The 18052-nt window shown below is 55.8% G+C and carries 19 protein-coding genes; 16 read left to right on the top strand and 3 right to left on the bottom strand.

The window, feature by feature from the left end; translation table 11 throughout:
- Window positions 1-92: 92 nt before the first annotated feature.
- The 16 genes from ACY1JZ_RS16700 to ACY1JZ_RS16625 all read left to right on the top strand — a co-directional run bounded on the left by ACY1JZ_RS16700 (window position 93) and on the right by ACY1JZ_RS16625 (window position 14799).
- Entirely contained in the window at window positions 93-818 is a 726-nt protein-coding gene (locus ACY1JZ_RS16700) for a sugar phosphate nucleotidyltransferase (protein WP_462630187.1), read from the top strand.
- Window positions 815-1819 (top strand): dTDP-glucose 4,6-dehydratase, encoded by a 1005-nt coding sequence (gene rfbB, locus ACY1JZ_RS16695; RefSeq protein WP_462630186.1) that lies wholly within the window; start codon window positions 815-817, stop codon window positions 1817-1819. The genes ACY1JZ_RS16700 and rfbB overlap by 4 nt, the downstream gene beginning before the upstream one ends.
- Window positions 1819-2832, top strand: coding sequence for a GT-D fold domain-containing protein (locus ACY1JZ_RS16690; protein ID WP_462630185.1), 1014 nt, complete (start codon window positions 1819-1821; stop codon window positions 2830-2832). The genes rfbB and ACY1JZ_RS16690 overlap by 1 nt, the downstream gene beginning before the upstream one ends.
- Window positions 2833-2930: 98 nt before the next feature.
- Entirely contained in the window at window positions 2931-4301 is a 1371-nt protein-coding gene (locus tag ACY1JZ_RS16685) for a glycosyltransferase family 2 protein (RefSeq protein WP_462630184.1), read from the top strand.
- 114 nt (window positions 4302-4415) lie between these two features.
- A complete protein-coding gene (locus ACY1JZ_RS16680; RefSeq protein WP_333485655.1) occupies window positions 4416-4706 on the top strand; it encodes a nucleoside-diphosphate sugar epimerase in 291 nt (96 codons plus the stop codon).
- Between the two features lie 61 nt (window positions 4707-4767).
- Window positions 4768-5115 (top strand): alpha-helical endospore appendage domain-containing protein, encoded by a 348-nt coding sequence (locus ACY1JZ_RS16675; RefSeq protein ID WP_270169669.1) that lies wholly within the window; start codon window positions 4768-4770, stop codon window positions 5113-5115.
- Window positions 5112-5579, top strand: a complete 468-nt coding sequence (locus ACY1JZ_RS16670) for a hypothetical protein (protein ID WP_462630183.1) — start codon at window positions 5112-5114, stop codon at window positions 5577-5579. The genes ACY1JZ_RS16675 and ACY1JZ_RS16670 overlap by 4 nt, the downstream gene beginning before the upstream one ends.
- A complete protein-coding gene (locus ACY1JZ_RS16665; protein WP_462630182.1) occupies window positions 5563-5715 on the top strand; it encodes a hypothetical protein in 153 nt (50 codons plus the stop codon). Before ACY1JZ_RS16670 ends, ACY1JZ_RS16665 begins: the two co-directional genes overlap by 17 nt.
- A gap of 375 nt (window positions 5716-6090) precedes the next feature.
- Entirely contained in the window at window positions 6091-7206 is a 1116-nt protein-coding gene (locus ACY1JZ_RS16660) for a CgeB family protein (protein ID WP_462630181.1), read from the top strand.
- A gap of 11 nt (window positions 7207-7217) precedes the next feature.
- Window positions 7218-8354 carry a CgeB family protein gene (locus tag ACY1JZ_RS16655; protein ID WP_270169674.1) on the top strand — a complete coding sequence of 379 codons (1137 nt, stop codon included), beginning with the start codon at window positions 7218-7220 and terminating at the stop codon, window positions 8352-8354.
- 175 nt (window positions 8355-8529) lie between these two features.
- Entirely contained in the window at window positions 8530-10116 is a 1587-nt protein-coding gene (locus ACY1JZ_RS16650; protein ID WP_462630180.1) for a glycosyltransferase family 4 protein, read from the top strand.
- 62 nt (window positions 10117-10178) lie between these two features.
- Entirely contained in the window at window positions 10179-11273 is a 1095-nt protein-coding gene (gene wecB, locus ACY1JZ_RS16645) for a non-hydrolyzing UDP-N-acetylglucosamine 2-epimerase (protein ID WP_462630178.1), read from the top strand.
- Entirely contained in the window at window positions 11266-12249 is a 984-nt protein-coding gene (locus ACY1JZ_RS16640) for a polysaccharide biosynthesis protein (protein ID WP_270169680.1), read from the top strand. Before wecB ends, ACY1JZ_RS16640 begins: the two co-directional genes overlap by 8 nt.
- A complete protein-coding gene (locus ACY1JZ_RS16635) occupies window positions 12246-13097 on the top strand; it encodes a dTDP-4-dehydrorhamnose reductase family protein (RefSeq protein ID WP_462630177.1) in 852 nt (283 codons plus the stop codon). The genes ACY1JZ_RS16640 and ACY1JZ_RS16635 overlap by 4 nt, the downstream gene beginning before the upstream one ends.
- Window positions 13094-14059: an NAD-dependent epimerase/dehydratase family protein gene (locus ACY1JZ_RS16630; protein WP_462630176.1), complete on the top strand. Its 966-nt coding sequence runs from the start codon at window positions 13094-13096 to the stop codon at window positions 14057-14059. The genes ACY1JZ_RS16635 and ACY1JZ_RS16630 overlap by 4 nt, the downstream gene beginning before the upstream one ends.
- Before the next feature lie 23 nt (window positions 14060-14082).
- Window positions 14083-14799, top strand: coding sequence for a glycosyltransferase (locus tag ACY1JZ_RS16625; protein WP_270169685.1), 717 nt, complete (start codon window positions 14083-14085; stop codon window positions 14797-14799).
- A gap of 194 nt (window positions 14800-14993) precedes the next feature.
- Here the strand turns inward: ACY1JZ_RS16625 and ACY1JZ_RS16620 are convergent, their stop codons facing one another.
- The 3 genes from ACY1JZ_RS16620 to ACY1JZ_RS16610 form a co-directional block, all read right to left on the bottom strand.
- Window positions 14994-15698 (bottom strand): glycosyltransferase, encoded by a 705-nt coding sequence (locus ACY1JZ_RS16620; RefSeq protein WP_462630175.1) that lies wholly within the window; start codon window positions 15696-15698, stop codon window positions 14994-14996.
- 97 nt (window positions 15699-15795) lie between these two features.
- Window positions 15796-16893, bottom strand: coding sequence for a glycosyltransferase family 4 protein (locus ACY1JZ_RS16615; protein ID WP_270169689.1), 1098 nt, complete (start codon window positions 16891-16893; stop codon window positions 15796-15798).
- A gap of 125 nt (window positions 16894-17018) precedes the next feature.
- Entirely contained in the window at window positions 17019-18011 is a 993-nt protein-coding gene (locus ACY1JZ_RS16610; RefSeq protein ID WP_270169691.1) for a ketoacyl-ACP synthase III, read from the bottom strand.
- Window positions 18012-18052: the final 41 nt, after the last annotated feature.

Genomic DNA, 18052 nt, shown 5'->3' with positions numbered 1-18052 from the left:
CCGGCATAACGACGGCAGCGGCCGTACTATGGAAGCCGATGCGTTCGTTCTGGCGAAAGCTTGGCATGGGCTTACATTTGGGAGGGATGGTATTGAAGGCAGTCATACTGGCCGGAGGCACAGGAACCCGGCTGCGTCCATTAACAACCTACTTGAACAAGCATATGCTGCCCGTAGGCAGATATCCAATGATTGTGTACGCCATTCGCAAGCTCAAGGAAGCAGGGATTACCGATATTGAGCTTGTGACAGGCAGGAGCAGCGCGGGATTATTCACGCAATATCTGGGCAGTGGTCGCGATGAGGGTGTGTCGCTCACCTATCGAATACAGGAGGAGGCCGGGGGCATTGCCGAAGCGTTGAAGCTGGCAGAGCCGTTCGTAGGTGCATCCGGCAAATTCATCATGCTGTTGGGAGACAATCTGTATGAGGATTCGCTTGCTCCACATATTGAAGCTTATCGAAGGCAGGCTGCAGGAGCGATGGTATTGCTCAAGCAGGTGCCCGATCCGCATCGTTACGGCGTGCCGCGCTTCAGCCAAGATGGCAAGGCGATAGAAAGCATCGACGAGAAGCCGCAGCAGCCGGCTTCGGATTACTGTGTGACCGGCATCTATATGTATGATGCGGCCGTATTCTCTTATATTGACGAGATCAAGCCGTCCGGGCGCGGTGAGCTGGAGATTACCGATGTCAATAATGCCTACGCATCGCGTGGATTGCTTCGTTACCGGACGCTGAACGGCTGGTGGACGGACGCGGGAACGTTCGATTCGCTCCATGAGGCTGCTGGCAGGCTGAAGGAGGAATCAGAATGACGGGACCTAGATGGTTGGTTACGGGCGGTCTCGGATTTATCGGGAGCAATTTTATCCGCTATATGCTTGACCGTTACCCGAATAGCAGTATTACGAATTTGGACGCGCTCACCTATGCGGCCAATCCCGACAATCTGCAGCAATTGGAGAACGATCCCCGCTATCGCTTCATCCATGCCGATCTGACGGATGCCGCTGCGGTCGACCGGGAGTTGTCCCTCGGATATGATGCGGTCATTCACTTCGCTGCTGAATCGCATGTGGATCGCAGCATCGCAGACCCCGGAAGCTTCGTGCAGGCCAATGTGGTCGGTACGCATCATCTGCTAGAGGCCGTGCGCAAATACAAGGTGCCGCGCATGATTCATATTTCGACCGATGAGGTATATGGCACGCTGGAGCCTGATGATCCGGCCTTCAGCGAGCAGAGCCCGCTAGCTCCGAATAGTCCGTATTCGGCGAGCAAGGCATCCTCGGACCTGCTGGCGCGCGCCGCTTATCATACGTATGGCTTGCCGGTCATCATTACTCGCTGCTCCAACAATTACGGCCCCTACCAATACCCGGAGAAGTTCATTCCAACGATTATCACCCGCGCACTTGCCGACCAGCCGCTACCGGTCTATGGAGATGGCCTGAATGTGCGGGACTGGCTTCATGTGGAGGATCATTGCGCGGCTGTCGATCTGGTGCTGCATGCTGGCGTTCCGGGCGAGGTCTACAATGTGGGCGGGGGCAACGAGCGGACTAATCTGGAGGTTGTCCATGCGATTCTGACAGCTCTCGGGAAGCCGGAATCGCTCATCTCGTTCGTCAAGGATCGTCCTGGACACGATCGCCGTTATGCGATTAATGCGGCGAAGCTGCAGCATGAGCTGGGCTGGCAGCAGCAGATTCCGTTCGATGAAGGGATCAAGCGAACAGTAGAGTGGTATGTTCGGCATGAGCCGTGGTGGAAGGCCATTCAGACCCGCCAACACGGCCATGAGGGGCAGAGCTGATGGGAGCGCGGGGAGCGGGCAGAGTGGAACGATCCCGCCGTAGCCGAGCAGGCAAGGGGGGACGCAGAGGCAAGGGCAGCTTGTCGGCTGCCAAGCGCAAGACGACCCGTGGCAACGGGCGCAGGCAGAGGCGGTCAGCGCCGCCGCAGGCTATCTCGCCGCAGGCGGAAGCGCAGCTCGTACCGCTGCAGCAGCATTATTATGAGGAGGGGCGGGAGCAGGGCCGCTATGATGGCGGAGAGGCATTGCTGGAGCAGCTTGTTCCTGGCAACCTGCTGCTGCCGGAGGTGTCGCTGGAGGAGGTCATCTCTGCCGGCGTGCAGTCGCTGCTGCATCGCTGCACGCCGCTGCTCGACGCCGGGCAGGTCTATAGCAGATTGCAGGCTGCGCTGGCTGCTCAGGCTCCCTGCTCGGTCGTCAGATTGGGGGACGGGGAACTGCTGGCACTGGCGCAGAATACGGTATACAGTGTGGAGGAGGTGGCGGCGGCCGGGGATTTCTTGCCTTATGCAGGCTTGAACGTGCCGGATCTTGCCGCACGCGACCTGCTTGCACATGCGGTTCGCTCTGCGGATATTGTCGGTGTGCCCCAATCTCGTCGCAAGCATTATCACCCGCTGCTGCATGCTGCGCTGCGCGCGCATCAGATCGAATTGAAGGAGCAGCAGGCGACATCATCGATGATTAACTATACCTTGCATCAGTCCGGTCTGCTATCTGAGCTGCTGCGCGGCCAGTCGCTGCTGCTGATCGGCAATGCGGCGCCTGAACTGGCGCCCATCCTGTCAGCAAGGGGCTACTCGGTTAGCGGTGTTATCGCGCCGGTGAACGGGTTTGCCGATATTGATCGCGTTATTGGCGAGGCTAGCGGCATGTCCTATAGTCTCGCGCTGGTGTCGGCTGGCATTCCGGCAGTTGTTATCGCCTGGCGAATCGCGACAGAGCTTGGCAAGGTTGCGCTGGACTTTGGTCATATGGCGAACTTTATTACAAGCGGCAGGATGACGCTCTAGCAGACTGTTCGAAGGAGGAGAGGGACTTGAGGTCGATCAGGCAACAGAGGCGCCTAGGGGGCAGAGCCCGAGCCGGGGCGAAGCGGGGTCGCAGGCGTATGGGACGGAAGCTGAGCCATCGCCGCAGCCGCACAGAGCCGTCCCATCCGCAGCCGCAAGCGGCAGTGCTGTCCGAGCCGCGCAGCGATGGGTATAGCGTGGGCTATGAGGCAGGCAGGAGGGCTGGCGAATCCAGCTATGGCACCTATTTTCACGGAACGAGCATTATCATCCCAAGCTATAATCAGGCGGATTACTTAAAGCTATGTATCGATAGCATTATCCAGCATACGCATCTCCCCTACGAGATCATTGTTGTCGATAATGCTTCGACTGATCATACCGCGGATTATTTGCATAGCATGGCGGGTCGCATCCGATACAGGATTATGGAGGAGAACCGCGGCTTTGCCGGCGCTGTCAATGCGGGGCTGATGATGGCCAAGGGCATGAAGCTGCTGCTGCTGAACAATGATACGCTGGTGACGGAGAATTGGCTGTCTAATCTGCTGGCCTGCCTGGAGAGCGACCCGCGTATCGGCCTGGTCGGGCCGGTGACGAATTTCATTAGCGGCGAGCAGCGCGTGGACGTCCCCTACACCGATGTCAAGGATATGCCGACTTTTGCAGCAGTGAACAATATCTCCGACCCGGCTCGCTGGCAGCGAGTCGATCGTCTGACCGGCTTTTGCCTGCTCATGCGGCGCGAGCTGTGGGAGCGCACCGGGTATTTCGACGAGGGCTACAAGATCGGCAATTTTGAGGATGATGATTACAATGTTCGTGTGCGTCTGCAGGGCTATTCGCTGGTCATTGCCAGAGATGTGTTCATCCATCACTTTGGCAGCGTCAGTATGAAGGCGCTTGGGGAGCAGCGCTTCCATGAGGTGAATGATCGCAACGAGCACTACTATATGGAGAAGTGGGCGAATCCAGGTGAGCTCATCCATGAGGTTCGGGAGCTGAGGGCACAGCGCATGGCGGATGGGCAAGTGGATTATCCCGTGCCGCTGGCAAGCAGTGAGGCAGCGTTCCAGCCACAATATGTGGCCATTAGGAGTGTGACGGGCCATGTCTACTGGGTAGAGGACGGCCATCGGCGTCCGGTAGAGGGAAGCATGTCTTTGCCAGCAGCGGAGCTGCCGCTCGTCGACGTGCGGCGCTGGCCGCTGGGAGAGGCGATCGGCGCCCAGGTAGTGGAGCAGCACTGGAACGACCAGCACCATAGTGATCGGGGGCGTCTCGTCGCCTGTGAGGGCGCGCTCTACTGGCTGGAGCCAGGAATAAGGCGGCGGATTCATACTGCGCTGGCAGCATCCTTGTGGGGATTGCACAGCAAGCAGCCGCAGACGATTGAAGCGGAGGAACTAAATAAGCGGGTGGAGGGGCTGCCGATCATTGCACCGGTTCGGATTGCGCAGCGTCTGTAGCCACCCTTGCCCAGCCCCAGCCCGAAGCTTATGTGCTTCGGGCTGTTCGGCGCTTGGAAGCAAGTAGCACCTCCATAAATTGTGCATATGCTGTACCAGACGGGGAGGGGAGCCATGATGCAGCACAAGGTCGATGAGATCATAGAGCATCTGTCCATTTCACACCAGCAGCTTGCCCGTGTATTGGAAGCGAAACGGCATGTCGCGGTCCGCATGGCGCAGATCGTACATGATATTCCGGATCAGCACCCAGACTTGGACGGCTTTGATGGTCTGGTGGACAGCGCCCAGGTTGTCTCCAAGAGTGTCGTCTCTTACTTGAACAGCCTGGCTGATCTGCAGGAGATGGTTGCGGAGAACCTGTCGCATATTATGAAAGAACTGCTGGCACAGGAGGAGGAGTAGGTAATCGCAGCAGCAGGAGGTGTGCGCCTGCTGTAGCTGAATGTAAAGGGGTGGAGCAGGCATGAGCCGGGAGCAGTCATATATGCGTGTGCTAGACGCTTCCGCGAAGCTGCAATGGAATGTAGCCATGATATTGGAAGCCAAGGCAGTGGAGGCTGAGAAGGTAAGGAACTGGCTGTGCAACCATATGACCTGTGATGTGTTCACCAGCCAGCAGGATCAGTTGAAGGGATCGATGGATGTACATGATCAACTGATCGAGGTGATTGAGGGACTGACCAAGATGGGCCAAGGTATGTCCAGCGTACTCAAGGTGGTACTGTCGGAGGAGTCAGAGAGTGGCGGAGACGGAGCTGGAGGCATGTTTGGTGGCGGCGGCTTTGACATGGGCTTTGGTGGCAAAGGATGAGTCGGCTGGAAAAGGAATGGCAAGTGAAGATGGAGCTGGTAGCCTCGATCACCCAGAGTCAGTCAGCGCTTGCCCGGATCTTGAACAGCATCGCCGACCTGGCAGAGCACTCTCCGAATCTAGCCAAGCGACTGAAGGATAATGTAAGCTCGCTGACGGGCTTGCAGGAGATGATCGCCCGTAATCTTGCCGGCATCACCTGGCGCCGGCCCTCCAGAGGCAAGCCAGGTCGCATCTGGCTGGCGAATACAAGCCTCCGGGTCGCTCGGGGAGATGGGCAGCAATCGGATAGGAGGAATCGGATTGAGAAGGAAGAAAGCAGTTGGACGGCCAACGTCAGGAGCGCTGAAGCGAGGACGCGCATTGCGCTCCAAGCGGACTACCGGCAAACGGCTGGTCGCGCCCCGCAAGCGCCGCGTTATGAGCAAGACTGGCGCCAAGAGTCGCTTGAAGAAGACGATTAGACGAAGAATCAGGCCGGCTCAAGCTGGAGGCAGCTATGGTCAAGGCTATGACAGCGCCTATAACGAGGGCTACAATGCCGGCTTTGCCAAAGGGTTTGAAGACGGCCACCATCTGGCCTACGAGCAACAGGGGTAGACAGAGCTGTCAAGCTTCATGCAGAGCACAGCGATGTCAGATTGAATCCATATAGGGCATCTCGCCTATGTCTCCCGCGCCTATGCCGGGGACATAGCGGGATGCCCTCTTTGGGTAGCGCGCAGCTCCAGCCATACGTGGATTCGATGCAGGATGTCCATTGCCTGATAGCGAGAGACTTTCTGATCAGCCATTACGGCTGTCTCCCCTGACTTGAAGCATGAGCAGATCGCCACCGGACATCTGTGAATTGGACAACACCCCGCCTAATTTCACCTGTGGACGGACAAGTGACCATGAGCATGCTAGCCTTGCCGCATATATTTAACCAATACATGATATGACTTTGTGGCAACAAGGAGGTGACAGCTTTACATGAAGGTTCATTCACGCAGGCCATCCAGAGCCAGACAGCAACCCCGCAAGGGGCATACGGACGGCTACCGGCACGGCTGGAACACAGGCATGCGAGACGGAGCCTGCAAGGCGCTGCTGCAGCATACGTCCCCCCCGGCGCTGACCCGCTATCCGCTTCGCGTGCTGTACGTTCCACAAGGGTTCGAGTCGATTGATTCAGGCATTATCGGCGCATTGCAGGAGATGGTGAATGAGCTGCACGTGGTTCAGGATCTGCACCAGACACAGGCACTGGCAGAGCAGCTTCGTCCTGATCTGGTTGTGGTGCTCAATGGGCTGCATGTCTTCCCGGCCAATCATCCTGAGCAGATCGATGCTATTCGCGCTATGGGCATCAAAACGTTGATCTGGTTTGTCGATGATCCCTATTCATCGGAGCAGAGCAGCCGGATTGCGCCCCATTACGATGTCGTGCTTACACATGAGCTGGGCGCTGTCGAGCCTTACCGAGAGCTGTGCAGCGGGCAAGTGCACTATATGCCGCTCGGAGCCAATACCTCATGGTTCAGGCCATCTCCTGTAGAACAGGAATATAGCAGCGATATATGTTTTATCGGTCAGGGCTTCTGGAACCGGATCGCGCTATTCGATGAGCTGGCTCCACAGCTCGCTGCCCGCCAGGTAGTTATCTGCGGGGGGCTGTGGGATCGGCTCCAACACTATAGCCTGTATGGCAAGGCGATTCGTCCAGGCTGGATGCCCGTCTCCGAGACGATCCGTTATTACAGCAGCGCCAAAATTGTCATTAATCAGCATCGCACCACAGAGCCGGGTTCTGATAATCACAATACTCGGCATTGGCCGGGACTGTCCATTAATCCGCGGACGTTCGAGATTGCCGCCTGCGGCACGCTGCAGATGGTCGATTGGCGAGAGGATCTTACCCGATATTATGAACCTGGCGTAGATATTGAGACCTTCACCAGCGCTTCCGAGCTGAAGGAGAAGATCGCTTATTACCTGGAGCATGAAGACGCTAGACGCGCGATTGCCCTGCGCGGGCTGAAGCGTACACTCCGCCAGCACACCTATGCATCGCGTGTTCAACAGATGCTTCAACTCATAACAAATTAGGAGGCAATAAAATGGCTAAAACTGCAAAGCAATCGATAAGAGACATTCGTCCGAGAAGGAGAAGGGTATCTCCATTTGAGCAGGGTCAGCGAGATGGAATGGCGACAGGATGGGATCATGGCTATTGGTTCGGACAGTGCGAGGCGGTCATCCAGAAGACGATTCGGCCTGTTGTACCCAGAGACATCCACCTCATGTACGTCTCGTCAGGCAAGGGGCAACCGTATGCGCCTATTGATGAAGCCATCATCGCTTCCTTGTCGGCGGTCGTAACCCATATTACCGTTACAGATGCGCTGCAGGATGTTGCGACGCTCGCCAAGGAGAGGCGTCCTGATCTGGTGTTGGTGCTGGATGGACTGACGCTTGATCCCACCCATGCGCAGGAGATGCGTGCTGCCGGGATTCGCACAGCGATCTGGTTCACGGATGATCCCTATTACACCGATGTGACTGCTGGTATTGCACAGCACTATGATCATGTCTTTACACTGGAGCGCAATTGCGTCGAATTTTATCAGCAACACGGCTGCCAGAGCGTCCACTATATGCCGCTTGGTTTCTTCCCTCAGATATTCCGGCCACGCAATCCCGACCGTGGGCGCAGAAGAGACATCTGCTTCGTCGGTACTGCGTACTGGAAGCGGATCGAGTTCTTCCATCAGCTTACAGATTATCTAGGCTCCAAAAACTCCCTCATCTCCGGCATCTGGTGGGATCGTCTGCCCAGCTATGCTCAGCTTGCCTCCAAGATTGAGCTGGATCGCTGGATGGGAGCGCCGGAGACAGCAGAGACCTACAACGGAGCGAAAATTGTCATTAATATGCACAGGGCACATGATGATGAGACCTTCAATAACAACTCGGCTGGCATCATGGCTGCCTCACTGAATCCGCGTACCTTCGAGATCGCAGGCTGCGGCACGCTGCAACTGACCGATGTACGCAGCGACATGGAACAGTTCTTCGTCCCTGGTGAAGAGATTGTTACGTATTCATCGCCGCAGGAATTCATAGAGAAGTCGGAATATTATTTGCAGAATGAAGGCGAACGTCGCCGCATTGCGCTCAACGCCCTGTATCGCACCATGCGCGACCATACGTATGAGCGAAGACTGGAGTCAATGCTGGGCGCTCTGTTCGGGTGATCACTGTGTAGGGGCGGCTACCCGACACGGTATAGCCGCCCTGTGCGCTTTGCTATGAATTTGTACGATTGTTCACGGTTCAAATGTCGTGCCGCTCCAGACGCCTTAGCAATATATTGGTGGAAGAAAAGGATAGGAGGTGACGCATACCCGTGCGATACCGGGTATGGCTGCCATGACAACACATCGACCAGTCTTGCTCGCTTTCTCTCACATATGCGGTTCCGATGTGATTACAGGCGCGGAGAAGCTGCTGCTGTTCATGCTGCGCGAGCTGCAAGGCACGTATCAATGCAGACTTGTAGTGCCCGAGGAAGGGCTGCTCTCCAGGAAGGCACACAAATATGGCATAGAGACGATTCATCTGCCGGTGCCGATCCAGCCTGTGCTCTACATGACCGCTCCAGATATAGGCCAGCAGATGGCTCAGCTCAAGCAACTGGCAGTCTGGCCTGCTCTTCTCTCGCTGCTCCATATTCAGCAGCCGCAGATGGTGCTCGTTAATACCTGCGTGCACCCACTGCCTGCAATGGCTGCCAAGGCGCTTAATATTCCGACGGTGTGGGCGATGATGGAGACCGTTCAGGAGACGCCGCATACGGATCAGTCCGCTTCCTTCATCTACCATCACGCCGACTGGATTCTGGGTATCTCTGCCTCTACGCTGCGTCCCTTTCATGCTGCCGGGCTGGCCGACAAGACGATGATCGTGTATCCGTCCTGGGAGATGGAGGATTATCAGCCTCATACGTGGGGAGAACATCGGGTTAACAAGCGAGCAGAGCTGGGGCTTCATGATGGCCATCAGGTCATCGGGTATGTAGCCGCCTCCATCTATGCCAGCAAGGGATTTGATCACTTCATGAACATGGCGGTGCAGATCGCGCTCCGCCATCCCAAAGCGATGTTCGTGGTAGCGGGAACTTCCGCCGATGCCGGGTATGTGGAGGCGGGATGGGATCAGGCGCGGGCAGCGGGTGTGATGGATCGCTTTCGGCGAGTACCATTTGAGCCGAGCATCCAGCGACTCTATCCGGCATTGGATATGCTGGTTGTTCCCAGCGTCGTCCATGAGGGGTTCGGTATGACCGCGCTGGAGGGGCTGCTGTTCGGCAAGCCGGTCGTCGCTTATGAGGCGGGTGGGCTGGGCGAGATTATGCATCTGACAGGCAATGAGAAAAATCTCGTGCCACTGGGATCAGTCGATGGCCTGATCAAGCGGGTATCGAAGCTGCTGGATGACGAGAAGCTGATGGTGCAGATCGGGATGCGCAATGCGTACAACGCGCCTGCGGTGTTCGGCATTGCGGCTTATCGCAGAAGGCTCTCTGCCTTCTTGGATGTCCTGGCGACAAGAGGCTATACTCCGCTTCGCCTTGTTCGAGCATCGCAGCCTACGGTCTATCTGCTTGAGGCAGGTAGACTGCGGCCCTTCGCTTCCGAGCACGCCTTTCTCGCTCATGGCTACTCCTTCTCAGATGTACGTCAGGTGAGTGACGAATTGCTTGATAGCTTCCCGCAGGGAGAGGTCATCGCCGAGCCGGAGGGCAAGAAAGCACAGGGAGGGAACGGACAACCCGCCCATGTCCCTGAAGCCGGGAGACAGCCTGGTAATGGCAAACGCCGCAGGCCCCGCAAGCCTTCCTCCCGTCGCAGGCGCCGCAAGGGAACGGCCCGTAGGGCGCGCCGCAGAAGCTCATCTGTTCGCAGAGCAGGATCGGGGAAGAGGGGGCGTAAGGGAAGGGCACGCTCGGCCAAATAAGTGAAATCATGCGGCGGAGCAGCAGGTTTAGACAGAGGCAGTACAGGAGGGAGAATCGGGAATTGAAGATTGCGACCATATTGGGGACACGTCCTGAGATCATAAGGCTGAGTCTGATTATCCCCAAGCTTGATCAGTTGGCTGGAAAGCATATTCTGATTCATACCGGACAGAATCATGCAGCCGCTTTGAGCGATGTGTTTTTCGAGGAGCTGGGTCTTCGCAATCCAGACTATCTGCTGGAAACCCATCAGCCGACGCTGGGCGGTCAACTTGCGGTTATGTTCGGGGAGATCGAGCGAATATTGACATTCGAGCAAATCGAGCTGGTGTTGCTGCTGGGGGATACGAACAGTGCGCTCAATGCGATTATTGCCGAACGGCTCGGTATTCCGGTTGTTCACATGGAGGCGGGTAACCGCTGCTTTGATCTGCGAGTGCCGGAGGAAAAGAACCGCAAGGTCATCGATGCCATCTCCAGCATTAATATGCCCTATACCGAATACAGCAAGGGCAATCTGCTGCGTGAAGGCTTTCCCCCGCAGCGCATCGTGGTGACCGGCAATCCGATCTATGAGGTGCTGGAGCATTACAAGACGCCGATTGCCGCAAGCGATATTCTGGAACGACTTGGACTGCAACCGCAGCACTATCTGCTCGTCACGGCGCATCGCGCCGAGAATGTGGATGAGCCGGAGCATCTGGCTGCCATTATGGAAGGCATTAATCGTGCTGCCGAGGAGACTGGGCTGCCGGCTATATGCAGTGTTCATCCTCGTACCCGTTCCAAGCTGGACAGCACGGCAGCGAAGGTAAAGCTTCATCCGCTCGTTCAATTGCATGAGCCCTTCGGATTTTTCGATTTTGTCAAGCTGGAGCAGTATGCGCTGTGCGCCATCACGGATAGCGGCACCGTGCAGGAGGAATGCTGCATCTTCCATGTGCCGACCGTCACGATCCGCAACACGACAGAGCGGCCGGAGACGATAGACTGCGGCAGTAACGTAGTGGCCGGATTGCAGCCCTCGCGTATCGTGCAGGCTGTCAAGGCGATGACCGCGCTGCCCGCTGCTTGGGAGCCGCCATCAGGCTATCTGGCGCAGGATGTATCGGATAAGGTAGTCAAATTCGTGCTTGGAGGGAAATGGAATGTTTGAACAACAGACAATTTTGGTTACAGGAGGGACAGGATCATGGGGTTATGAGCTGGTACGCCAGCTATTGCCGCAAAATCCAAAGAAGATTATTATCTTCTCGCGCAATGAATCCAGCCAGGTGGCGATGAGCCGTATGTTCGAGGACAGCCGCCTCAGCTTCTGCATCGGTGACATTCGGGACAAGGAAGCGGTAACCAAGGCGTGTGAGGGAGTGGATTACGTCTTCCACCTTGCCGCACTCAAGCATGTGCCGGTATGCGAGGAGCAGCCCTATGAGGCGTTGAAGACGAATGTTATCGGGACACAGCATGTGATTGATGCGGCGATTGCCGCTGAGGTGAAGCGAGTCATCTATATCTCTACGGACAAGGCTGCCAATCCATCCAATTTTTATGGCATGACCAAGGCAATTGGGGAGAAGCTGATTGTCTATGCTAATCTGCTGCGCACCAATACCAAGTTCGTCTGTGTGCGAGGCGGCAATGTGCTCGGCACCAACGGCAGCGTCGTTCATCTGTTTATGAATCAGATTCAGCACAAAAACCAGGTGCGGATTACCGACAAGCGCATGACCCGTTTTTTCCTGACGCTGGAAGAAGCAATTGTGTTGCTGTTCAAGGCATCGGAGACTAGCCTGGGTGGTGAAATCTATGTGATGACGATGCCTACTTGCCGCATTACCGATCTGGCAGAGGTGCTGATGGAATCGATGGGCAAGCAGGTGGAGATGGTGGAGACGGGGATTCGTCCGGGGGAGAAGCTGCACGAAATATTGCTGACCGAGTTCGAGAGCAAGAGCACCGTTGTCTATGATGAGCAATATCTGGTCATCATGCCGGCGCTGACGATTCCTGGGCTGAAGGAGCATTACAGCCATTGCCCGCCAGTCGATTTTGACAGCTTCTGCTCTAGCGAGGGCGTCATGAATAAGGACGACATCCGGGCGATGCTTATCCAGGGAGGCTTCCTGCCATGAAGCTCCTTATCATCGGCGGGGGCGGGATGGCTGGGCATTTGATGGTGCGATACTTTCGCTCCCTTCCCTCCTATCAAGTCGTCTATACGACGAGGCAGCCTGCAACGGAAGGAGGCGAGCCCTTCATCGAAGGGCGCCGCTTCCTGGATGCTTCGAACTATGAGGCCGTCGAGGCGCTGGTGAAGGATGAGCGTCCAGACATTATCGTGAACGCAGTCGGCATTCTGAATGGAGAGGCTGAGAGGCATCCTCTTAGAGCTTATCGAATTAACGGTTTTTTGCCGCACTGGCTAGGGTATCTGGCTCTATGCTGCGGAGCAAGGCTGATCCATATCAGCTCGGACTGTGTCTTCTCGGGATCGAAGGGAAGCTATACAGAGGAAGACAAACCAGATGGAACGAGTGTCTATGCCCGCTCGAAGGCGCTCGGCGAGTTACACCATAGTCCCCATCTTACCCTGCGCACATCGATTATCGGCCCGGAGATTCGTCCGCACGGCATCGGTCTGCTGCAATGGTTTTTGCGACAGCAAGGGCAGATTCAGGGCTATACCCGTGTGTTGTGGAACGGTGTCACGACGCTGCAGCTCGCCAAGGCGGTTCAGTATGCGATTGAGCAGCCGCATCTAACGGGTCTCGTACAGATTACAGCCTCGGAGACCGTCAGCAAGCACGAGCTGCTGCTGCTGCTGCAAGAGCATTTTCATCATCATCATGTAATGATTGAGCCTGATGACCGGATTGAGATTGACCGCAGCCTGCGGCCGATCCGCAAGGATTGGCAGTTGGAGCCGGTCGGCTACAGGGTGATGCTGGCTGAGCTGGCCGAATGGATGCGGGGCGTATGAGCATTCAGGGAAAGCGGCTGCTGATTACAGGTGCAGGAGGCTTCTGCGGCGAGCATGCCTGCCGCCATTTTGCTGCACAGGGCATGCAGGTGACGGCTGTTGTCCGCAAGCGGTATCTGAGTCAGGCCCGAGTTGAAGACAGCTACCGCCTTGCATGGCCCTCATCGGTTGAGGGGCGTCTATGCGAGCTGACAGACCGGGGTCAGGTGCAAAAGCTGGTTAACAGTGTAAAGCCCGACTATGTATTGCATCTGGCAGGCTTGAATGCGGTGGGTCCCTCTTGGGAGATGCCGCTGAATTTTCTGGAGACGAATGCAATGGCGACGGCCTATCTGCTGGAGGCGATTCGAATCGCTGGCTGCAGCTCGCGGGTGCTGGTTGCGGGTTCTATGCTCGGCTTCAAGCTGCCGCGCTCCAACCGTGCGCCCAAGCCCGCCCATCCCTATGGCATGAGTAAGACGCTCCAGGCCTTGCTGGCGCAATGCTGGGGGGAGCTGTATGGCATCGAGGTCATGGTAGGCGTTCCATCGAACTTGGTCGGTCCCGGACGTTCTACCGGCTTATATAGCCTATTGGCCGATTATGCTATAGCCTGTGAGCGTGCGCAGTTGGCGGGTGACCGTCCCCCTGCGCCCTTTCGACTATCCTCCCGCAATGAACGGCGCGATTTTCTCGATGTGCGAGATGCGATGGCTGCTTATGAGACCATGATGGAGAAGGGGGCGCCTGGCGGGGTATATCCGATCGCCTCCGGCAAGCTGGTGACGCTCGGGGAAACCGCTGATTTATTTGCTGAGCTGTCGCTTAGTCCATTGCAGTTTGAGGTGGGGGATTCCAAAGCGCCGTCGCCTGCTCCTGCCGATCCGTCGCAGCTCCAGGCGCTAGGCTGGCGTCCACGTATCAAGCTGAAAGATACGGTCCGCGACCTGCTGCTGCATCGGCGATTGCAATCTATGGCCTAACTCAAGAGAAGGGAGGCAACCTAGTGACTCCGTTGGTGTCCATCATCATCCCCTTCTATAACGATCGGTATATTACGTATGCACTGGATAGTGTGCTGGCACAGAGCTATCCATTTATCGAGATCATTGTAATTGATGACGGTTCTACACGCTGGCGCGGGCTGCTCCGTCCGTATCAAGACCGGATTATAATTATCCGCACACCTAACAGAGGAACAGCAAGCGCGCTCAATGTCGGATTAGCTGCTGCCAAGGGGGAGTATATCGCCTGGCTCAGCTCGGATGATTGTTTTGCTCCGAATAAGGTAGCAATACAGCTATATGTGATGATGCAGGCAAGGGCACCGATCAGTTGTACAGCGTATGATTATATGGATGCCGACGGCCTTGTAACAGATCATGATATCTGTCCGGCATCACAGCCGCAGCTATTCTATCGTTCCATGATTAGAGGCAATCCGATCAATGGTTGTACAGTCATGCTGCATCGTACCATCTTGAATCGAATCGGGAACTTCGATGAGTCGCTTGAATATACTCAGGACCTTGATTATTGGTGCCGTATCCTATTGCATGGGGTGCCGATGCTCGTTATAGAACAATCGTTGACTCAATATAGAATTCATCCGGCAATGGGAACCAAACAGCATGAAAAGGCGTTGGCGAAGGAAGCGGCTCTTGTCTTTAACAAGTATGAGCAGTCGTTGCTTCAGTTGATTGAACAAAATTTTACAGGATGAGTTGCCCGTTTCAACAGCATAAGAAGCCGGGTTGTCGACAGGATGACGGCAACCCGGCTCTTTTGTTGTAATGAACGTGCCGATCGAGGGACAGAAGGGAGAAGAGAAGCCACAGCAACGGATTACTCCGGCTGTGGCTGGTATCTTCTCTATACATACATGATGTTCATCGGAGCCGCAGGGTCTGACAGAGTCTAGCCTGGAACAGATAAGCTCAAGTGGTGGAGCATGGCGCTGTATTGCGCGCTGATCATCGCCAGCTCCTGCTGAATGGCTGGCATATGACGTACCGTACCCATCCCTGAGTGTCGCCGATAAACGGTGAGTGGCTGATTAATGTAATGAAAATCAATGCCGGAGAGCAGCACTCGAATCCATAGCTCGTAATCATGCGTGTAGCGGAGACCCTCATTAAACCCGCCTAGTTCAGAGAGGAGCCCTCTACGCATCATAATGGTACAGCCATTGACCGGACACATACTGCGGAATGAGTCGATAAAGCTTCGAGCCGTGCCGAACTTCATCCCTTCATCGACGGATGTGATGTGCCCATACTCATTCATAATATCGAAGTTGGTATGGCTGATCTGTGCATTCATTTGCTCCATGAAGGCTGTCTGGTATGCGATCTTATGTGGTACGAAGCGGTCATCCGAACTGAGCCACGCAACATATTTGCCGCTTGCTACCTGAAAGCCGTAGTTCATCGCGCTCGCGGTGCCGCCATTTCCTTTGCCGATATAGTGAATATGCTGGTGGTAGGGAAGGAGTCGTTCCTGGTGCATCGTAGAGCCATCATCGATGACGATAACCTCGATGTTCGGATAGGTCTGATCCAGAGCGCTCTGAACAGCTTGCTCAATGTAGGGACAATTATAGAACGGTATGACAATCGACACTAAAGGTAAAATTGCAGTTCACCTCCATCCCGCTATGCCATTCCCTCTACTATATGGCAGATCACGGATGGAGGGCACGGACAAAAGCTTGTTTTCGCTACAGTGGGAGTCCCAGTGCCCGAAAGACGTTTATCATATCCTGAGTGTAGCGCTCCGGCGAGAAATGCTGGCGAATATGCTGCGCTCCCTGTTCCCGAATCTGTAAGCGAAGTGCTGCATCCTGCATCAGCTCCAGCGCCTCCGCTGCAGCCCACTGGGAAATATGCTGTGCAATAAGCTTGCCAGTCCGGTTATGCTCGATGAAGAATCGTACTCCATCCGAGTCGGTGGCGAGCACGGGGCAATGGCAACTGAGCGCCTCCGCAACCGCGTAGCCGAATCCCTCGACATGGGAGGTAGAGAATAACAAGCCTCCTGAATGGCCGACGGCTGCAAAATAGTGTGCCATCTGCTCATGCGGGATGTTAGAGCGCAGGGTCAGGCGATTCCATAGCTGATACGTGGTGGTCAGTTGATGGAACAAGGCGCGTTCCTGCGGATCATACAGATTAGCGTCCTCGAACATCCATAGTCGAAGCCGTGGCTCGGTCTTCACCAGCTCTGCAGCCGTTTCAATGAACAACTGCCAGTTTTTATTGCGCTCCATTCGGCCAACCCAAGCCAGTATCGGCCCATCGGAGTCGCTGCCCAGATCCGCTGGCGGCAAGGAGGCGGGATGGGCGGAGAACACCTCCGTATCCACCGCATTCTGCACATAGAAGCGCGGGAAGTCAGGCAGAAATTCCTGATAGAGCTCGATCAGATGCGGAGTGGGCGTACACATGGCGGCATTCGCGTAGCTGCGGATATTGGGAACCGATGCATTCATCGCTTCCCTTGCCTGATCATACATCCCGAGCCCCTGCGCCTCAAAGATGAGCAGCCCGCCATAGCCCATGCTGCGTAGACGAGACAGCATATGATAGTCGCTAGTGCACATAATAACATCATACTGATGACTTGCAATAATGGGCTGAATCTCGTGATCCAGGTTGGACAGGAATAACGGAATATCCTTAATATTCTGTCTGCCGGCTCCGTCCTGCAGGTAGAGCAGATGAGCCTCGATCCCAGCCCTCATCAGGGCGCGGCAACGGGTGCGGTTTAAGGTGTCCACTCCACCGCTCGGCAGATAGTACGTAAATAATATTTTCAATCTAACACGCCTCCCCACCTTGAATGTTGCAACTAAGGCATGAGCAGGAGAAGCGTACTCCTCCTGCTATAAATTATGCCAGGGTGGCGTCAAACGATTGGGGATATAGCTGCCAGCGCCTGGATTTAGAGCGCCCATCTGAGCAGCAGCGCAGCCTGTGTCAAGCCGCCTCCAAAGCCATACAGCAGGAGCAGATCATCCTTCTGCACCTTACCCTCACGTATGCCCATGTCCAGTGCAAGCGGGATGGAGGCAGCGGAGGTGTTGCCGTAGTGCACCAGACTGTGCAGCGTCTGCTCCATAGTGATTCCCGTTCGCTCGCAGATTGCTTCAATCATACGAAGATTGGCGCTATGAGGGATGAACCAGTCAATATCGCCCGTCTCAAGCTCTTGCTGCTTCAGCAGCTTGGCGATGCCTTCGGAGACACGTGTTACAGCCCACTTGTACACCTCTCGTCCGTTCTGGATCAGCTTGCCTGTGGAGTGGATCGGCTGGCTGCCGATATGCTCTGACAGATGCGAGCAGTAGACATGATGGCCGCCTTCGCCTTCGGTAGCGGTATAGGTGGCGAAGAAGGAGTCCTGCTGCTCCGCTTCGACCAGCACGGCCGCTGCGCCATCTCCGAATAAGATACAGGTGGAGCGATCGGTATAATCGGTCACCTTGGTTAGCGTCTCTGCCCCGATGACCAGAATTTTGCGGCATATGCGCGAGGCGAGCAGTCCAGCAGCGGTGTGCAGTGCAGATACGAAGCCCGCGCAGGCGGCCTGCACATCCAACACACCACAGTTCTTGATGTGAAATGCTGCCTGGACACGCGAGGCAACGCTGGGCACGATCGTATCCGGGGTGGAGGTAGCAACCAATATATAGTCGACATCCTTCAGTGTAACTGGATAGCGGGCAATCAGATCACGAACAGCAGCTATGCTCAGATCGCTGGCGTACTCGTCGGCTGCGGCTGCACGCCGTTCTACAATACCAGTGCGCTTCACAATCCATTCATGGCTGGTATCAACGAGAGCCTCCATGTGAGCATTGGTTAGAACGCGCTCAGGAACGTAGCTGCCGATGGCTGTGATGGATGCGCGGGCGGACTCAATCATGCGTTGCATAAGAAATCGCCTCCTCAGTATATTCAGGTATTATAGTCAGG

The organism is Paenibacillus sp. J5, from assembly GCF_054955055.1.
This window is presented reverse-complemented; position numbering and strand designations above follow the sequence as displayed.

Bases quoted from the DNA above. Each gene is read 5' to 3' on its own strand.
- rfbB (WP_462630186.1), top strand. From the start codon at position 815: ATGACGGGACCTAGATGGTTGGTTACGGGCGGTCTCGGATTTATCGGG.
- ACY1JZ_RS16690 (WP_462630185.1), top strand. From the start codon at position 1,819: ATGGGAGCGCGGGGAGCGGGCAGAGTGGAACGATCCCGCCGTAGCCGA.
- ACY1JZ_RS16685 (WP_462630184.1), top strand. From the start codon at position 2,931: ATGGGACGGAAGCTGAGCCATCGCCGCAGCCGCACAGAGCCGTCCCAT.
- ACY1JZ_RS16680 (WP_333485655.1), top strand. From the start codon at position 4,416: ATGATGCAGCACAAGGTCGATGAGATCATAGAGCATCTGTCCATTTCA.
- ACY1JZ_RS16675 (WP_270169669.1), top strand. From the start codon at position 4,768: ATGAGCCGGGAGCAGTCATATATGCGTGTGCTAGACGCTTCCGCGAAG.
- ACY1JZ_RS16670 (WP_462630183.1), top strand. From the start codon at position 5,112: ATGAGTCGGCTGGAAAAGGAATGGCAAGTGAAGATGGAGCTGGTAGCC.
- ACY1JZ_RS16660 (WP_462630181.1), top strand. From the start codon at position 6,091: ATGAAGGTTCATTCACGCAGGCCATCCAGAGCCAGACAGCAACCCCGC.
- ACY1JZ_RS16655 (WP_270169674.1), top strand. From the start codon at position 7,218: ATGGCTAAAACTGCAAAGCAATCGATAAGAGACATTCGTCCGAGAAGG.
- ACY1JZ_RS16650 (WP_462630180.1), top strand. From the start codon at position 8,530: ATGACAACACATCGACCAGTCTTGCTCGCTTTCTCTCACATATGCGGT.
- ACY1JZ_RS16640 (WP_270169680.1), top strand. From the start codon at position 11,266: ATGTTTGAACAACAGACAATTTTGGTTACAGGAGGGACAGGATCATGG.
- ACY1JZ_RS16635 (WP_462630177.1), top strand. From the start codon at position 12,246: ATGAAGCTCCTTATCATCGGCGGGGGCGGGATGGCTGGGCATTTGATG.
- ACY1JZ_RS16630 (WP_462630176.1), top strand. From the start codon at position 13,094: ATGAGCATTCAGGGAAAGCGGCTGCTGATTACAGGTGCAGGAGGCTTC.
- ACY1JZ_RS16610 (WP_270169691.1), bottom strand. From the start codon at position 18,011: ATGCAACGCATGATTGAGTCCGCCCGCGCATCCATCACAGCCATCGGC.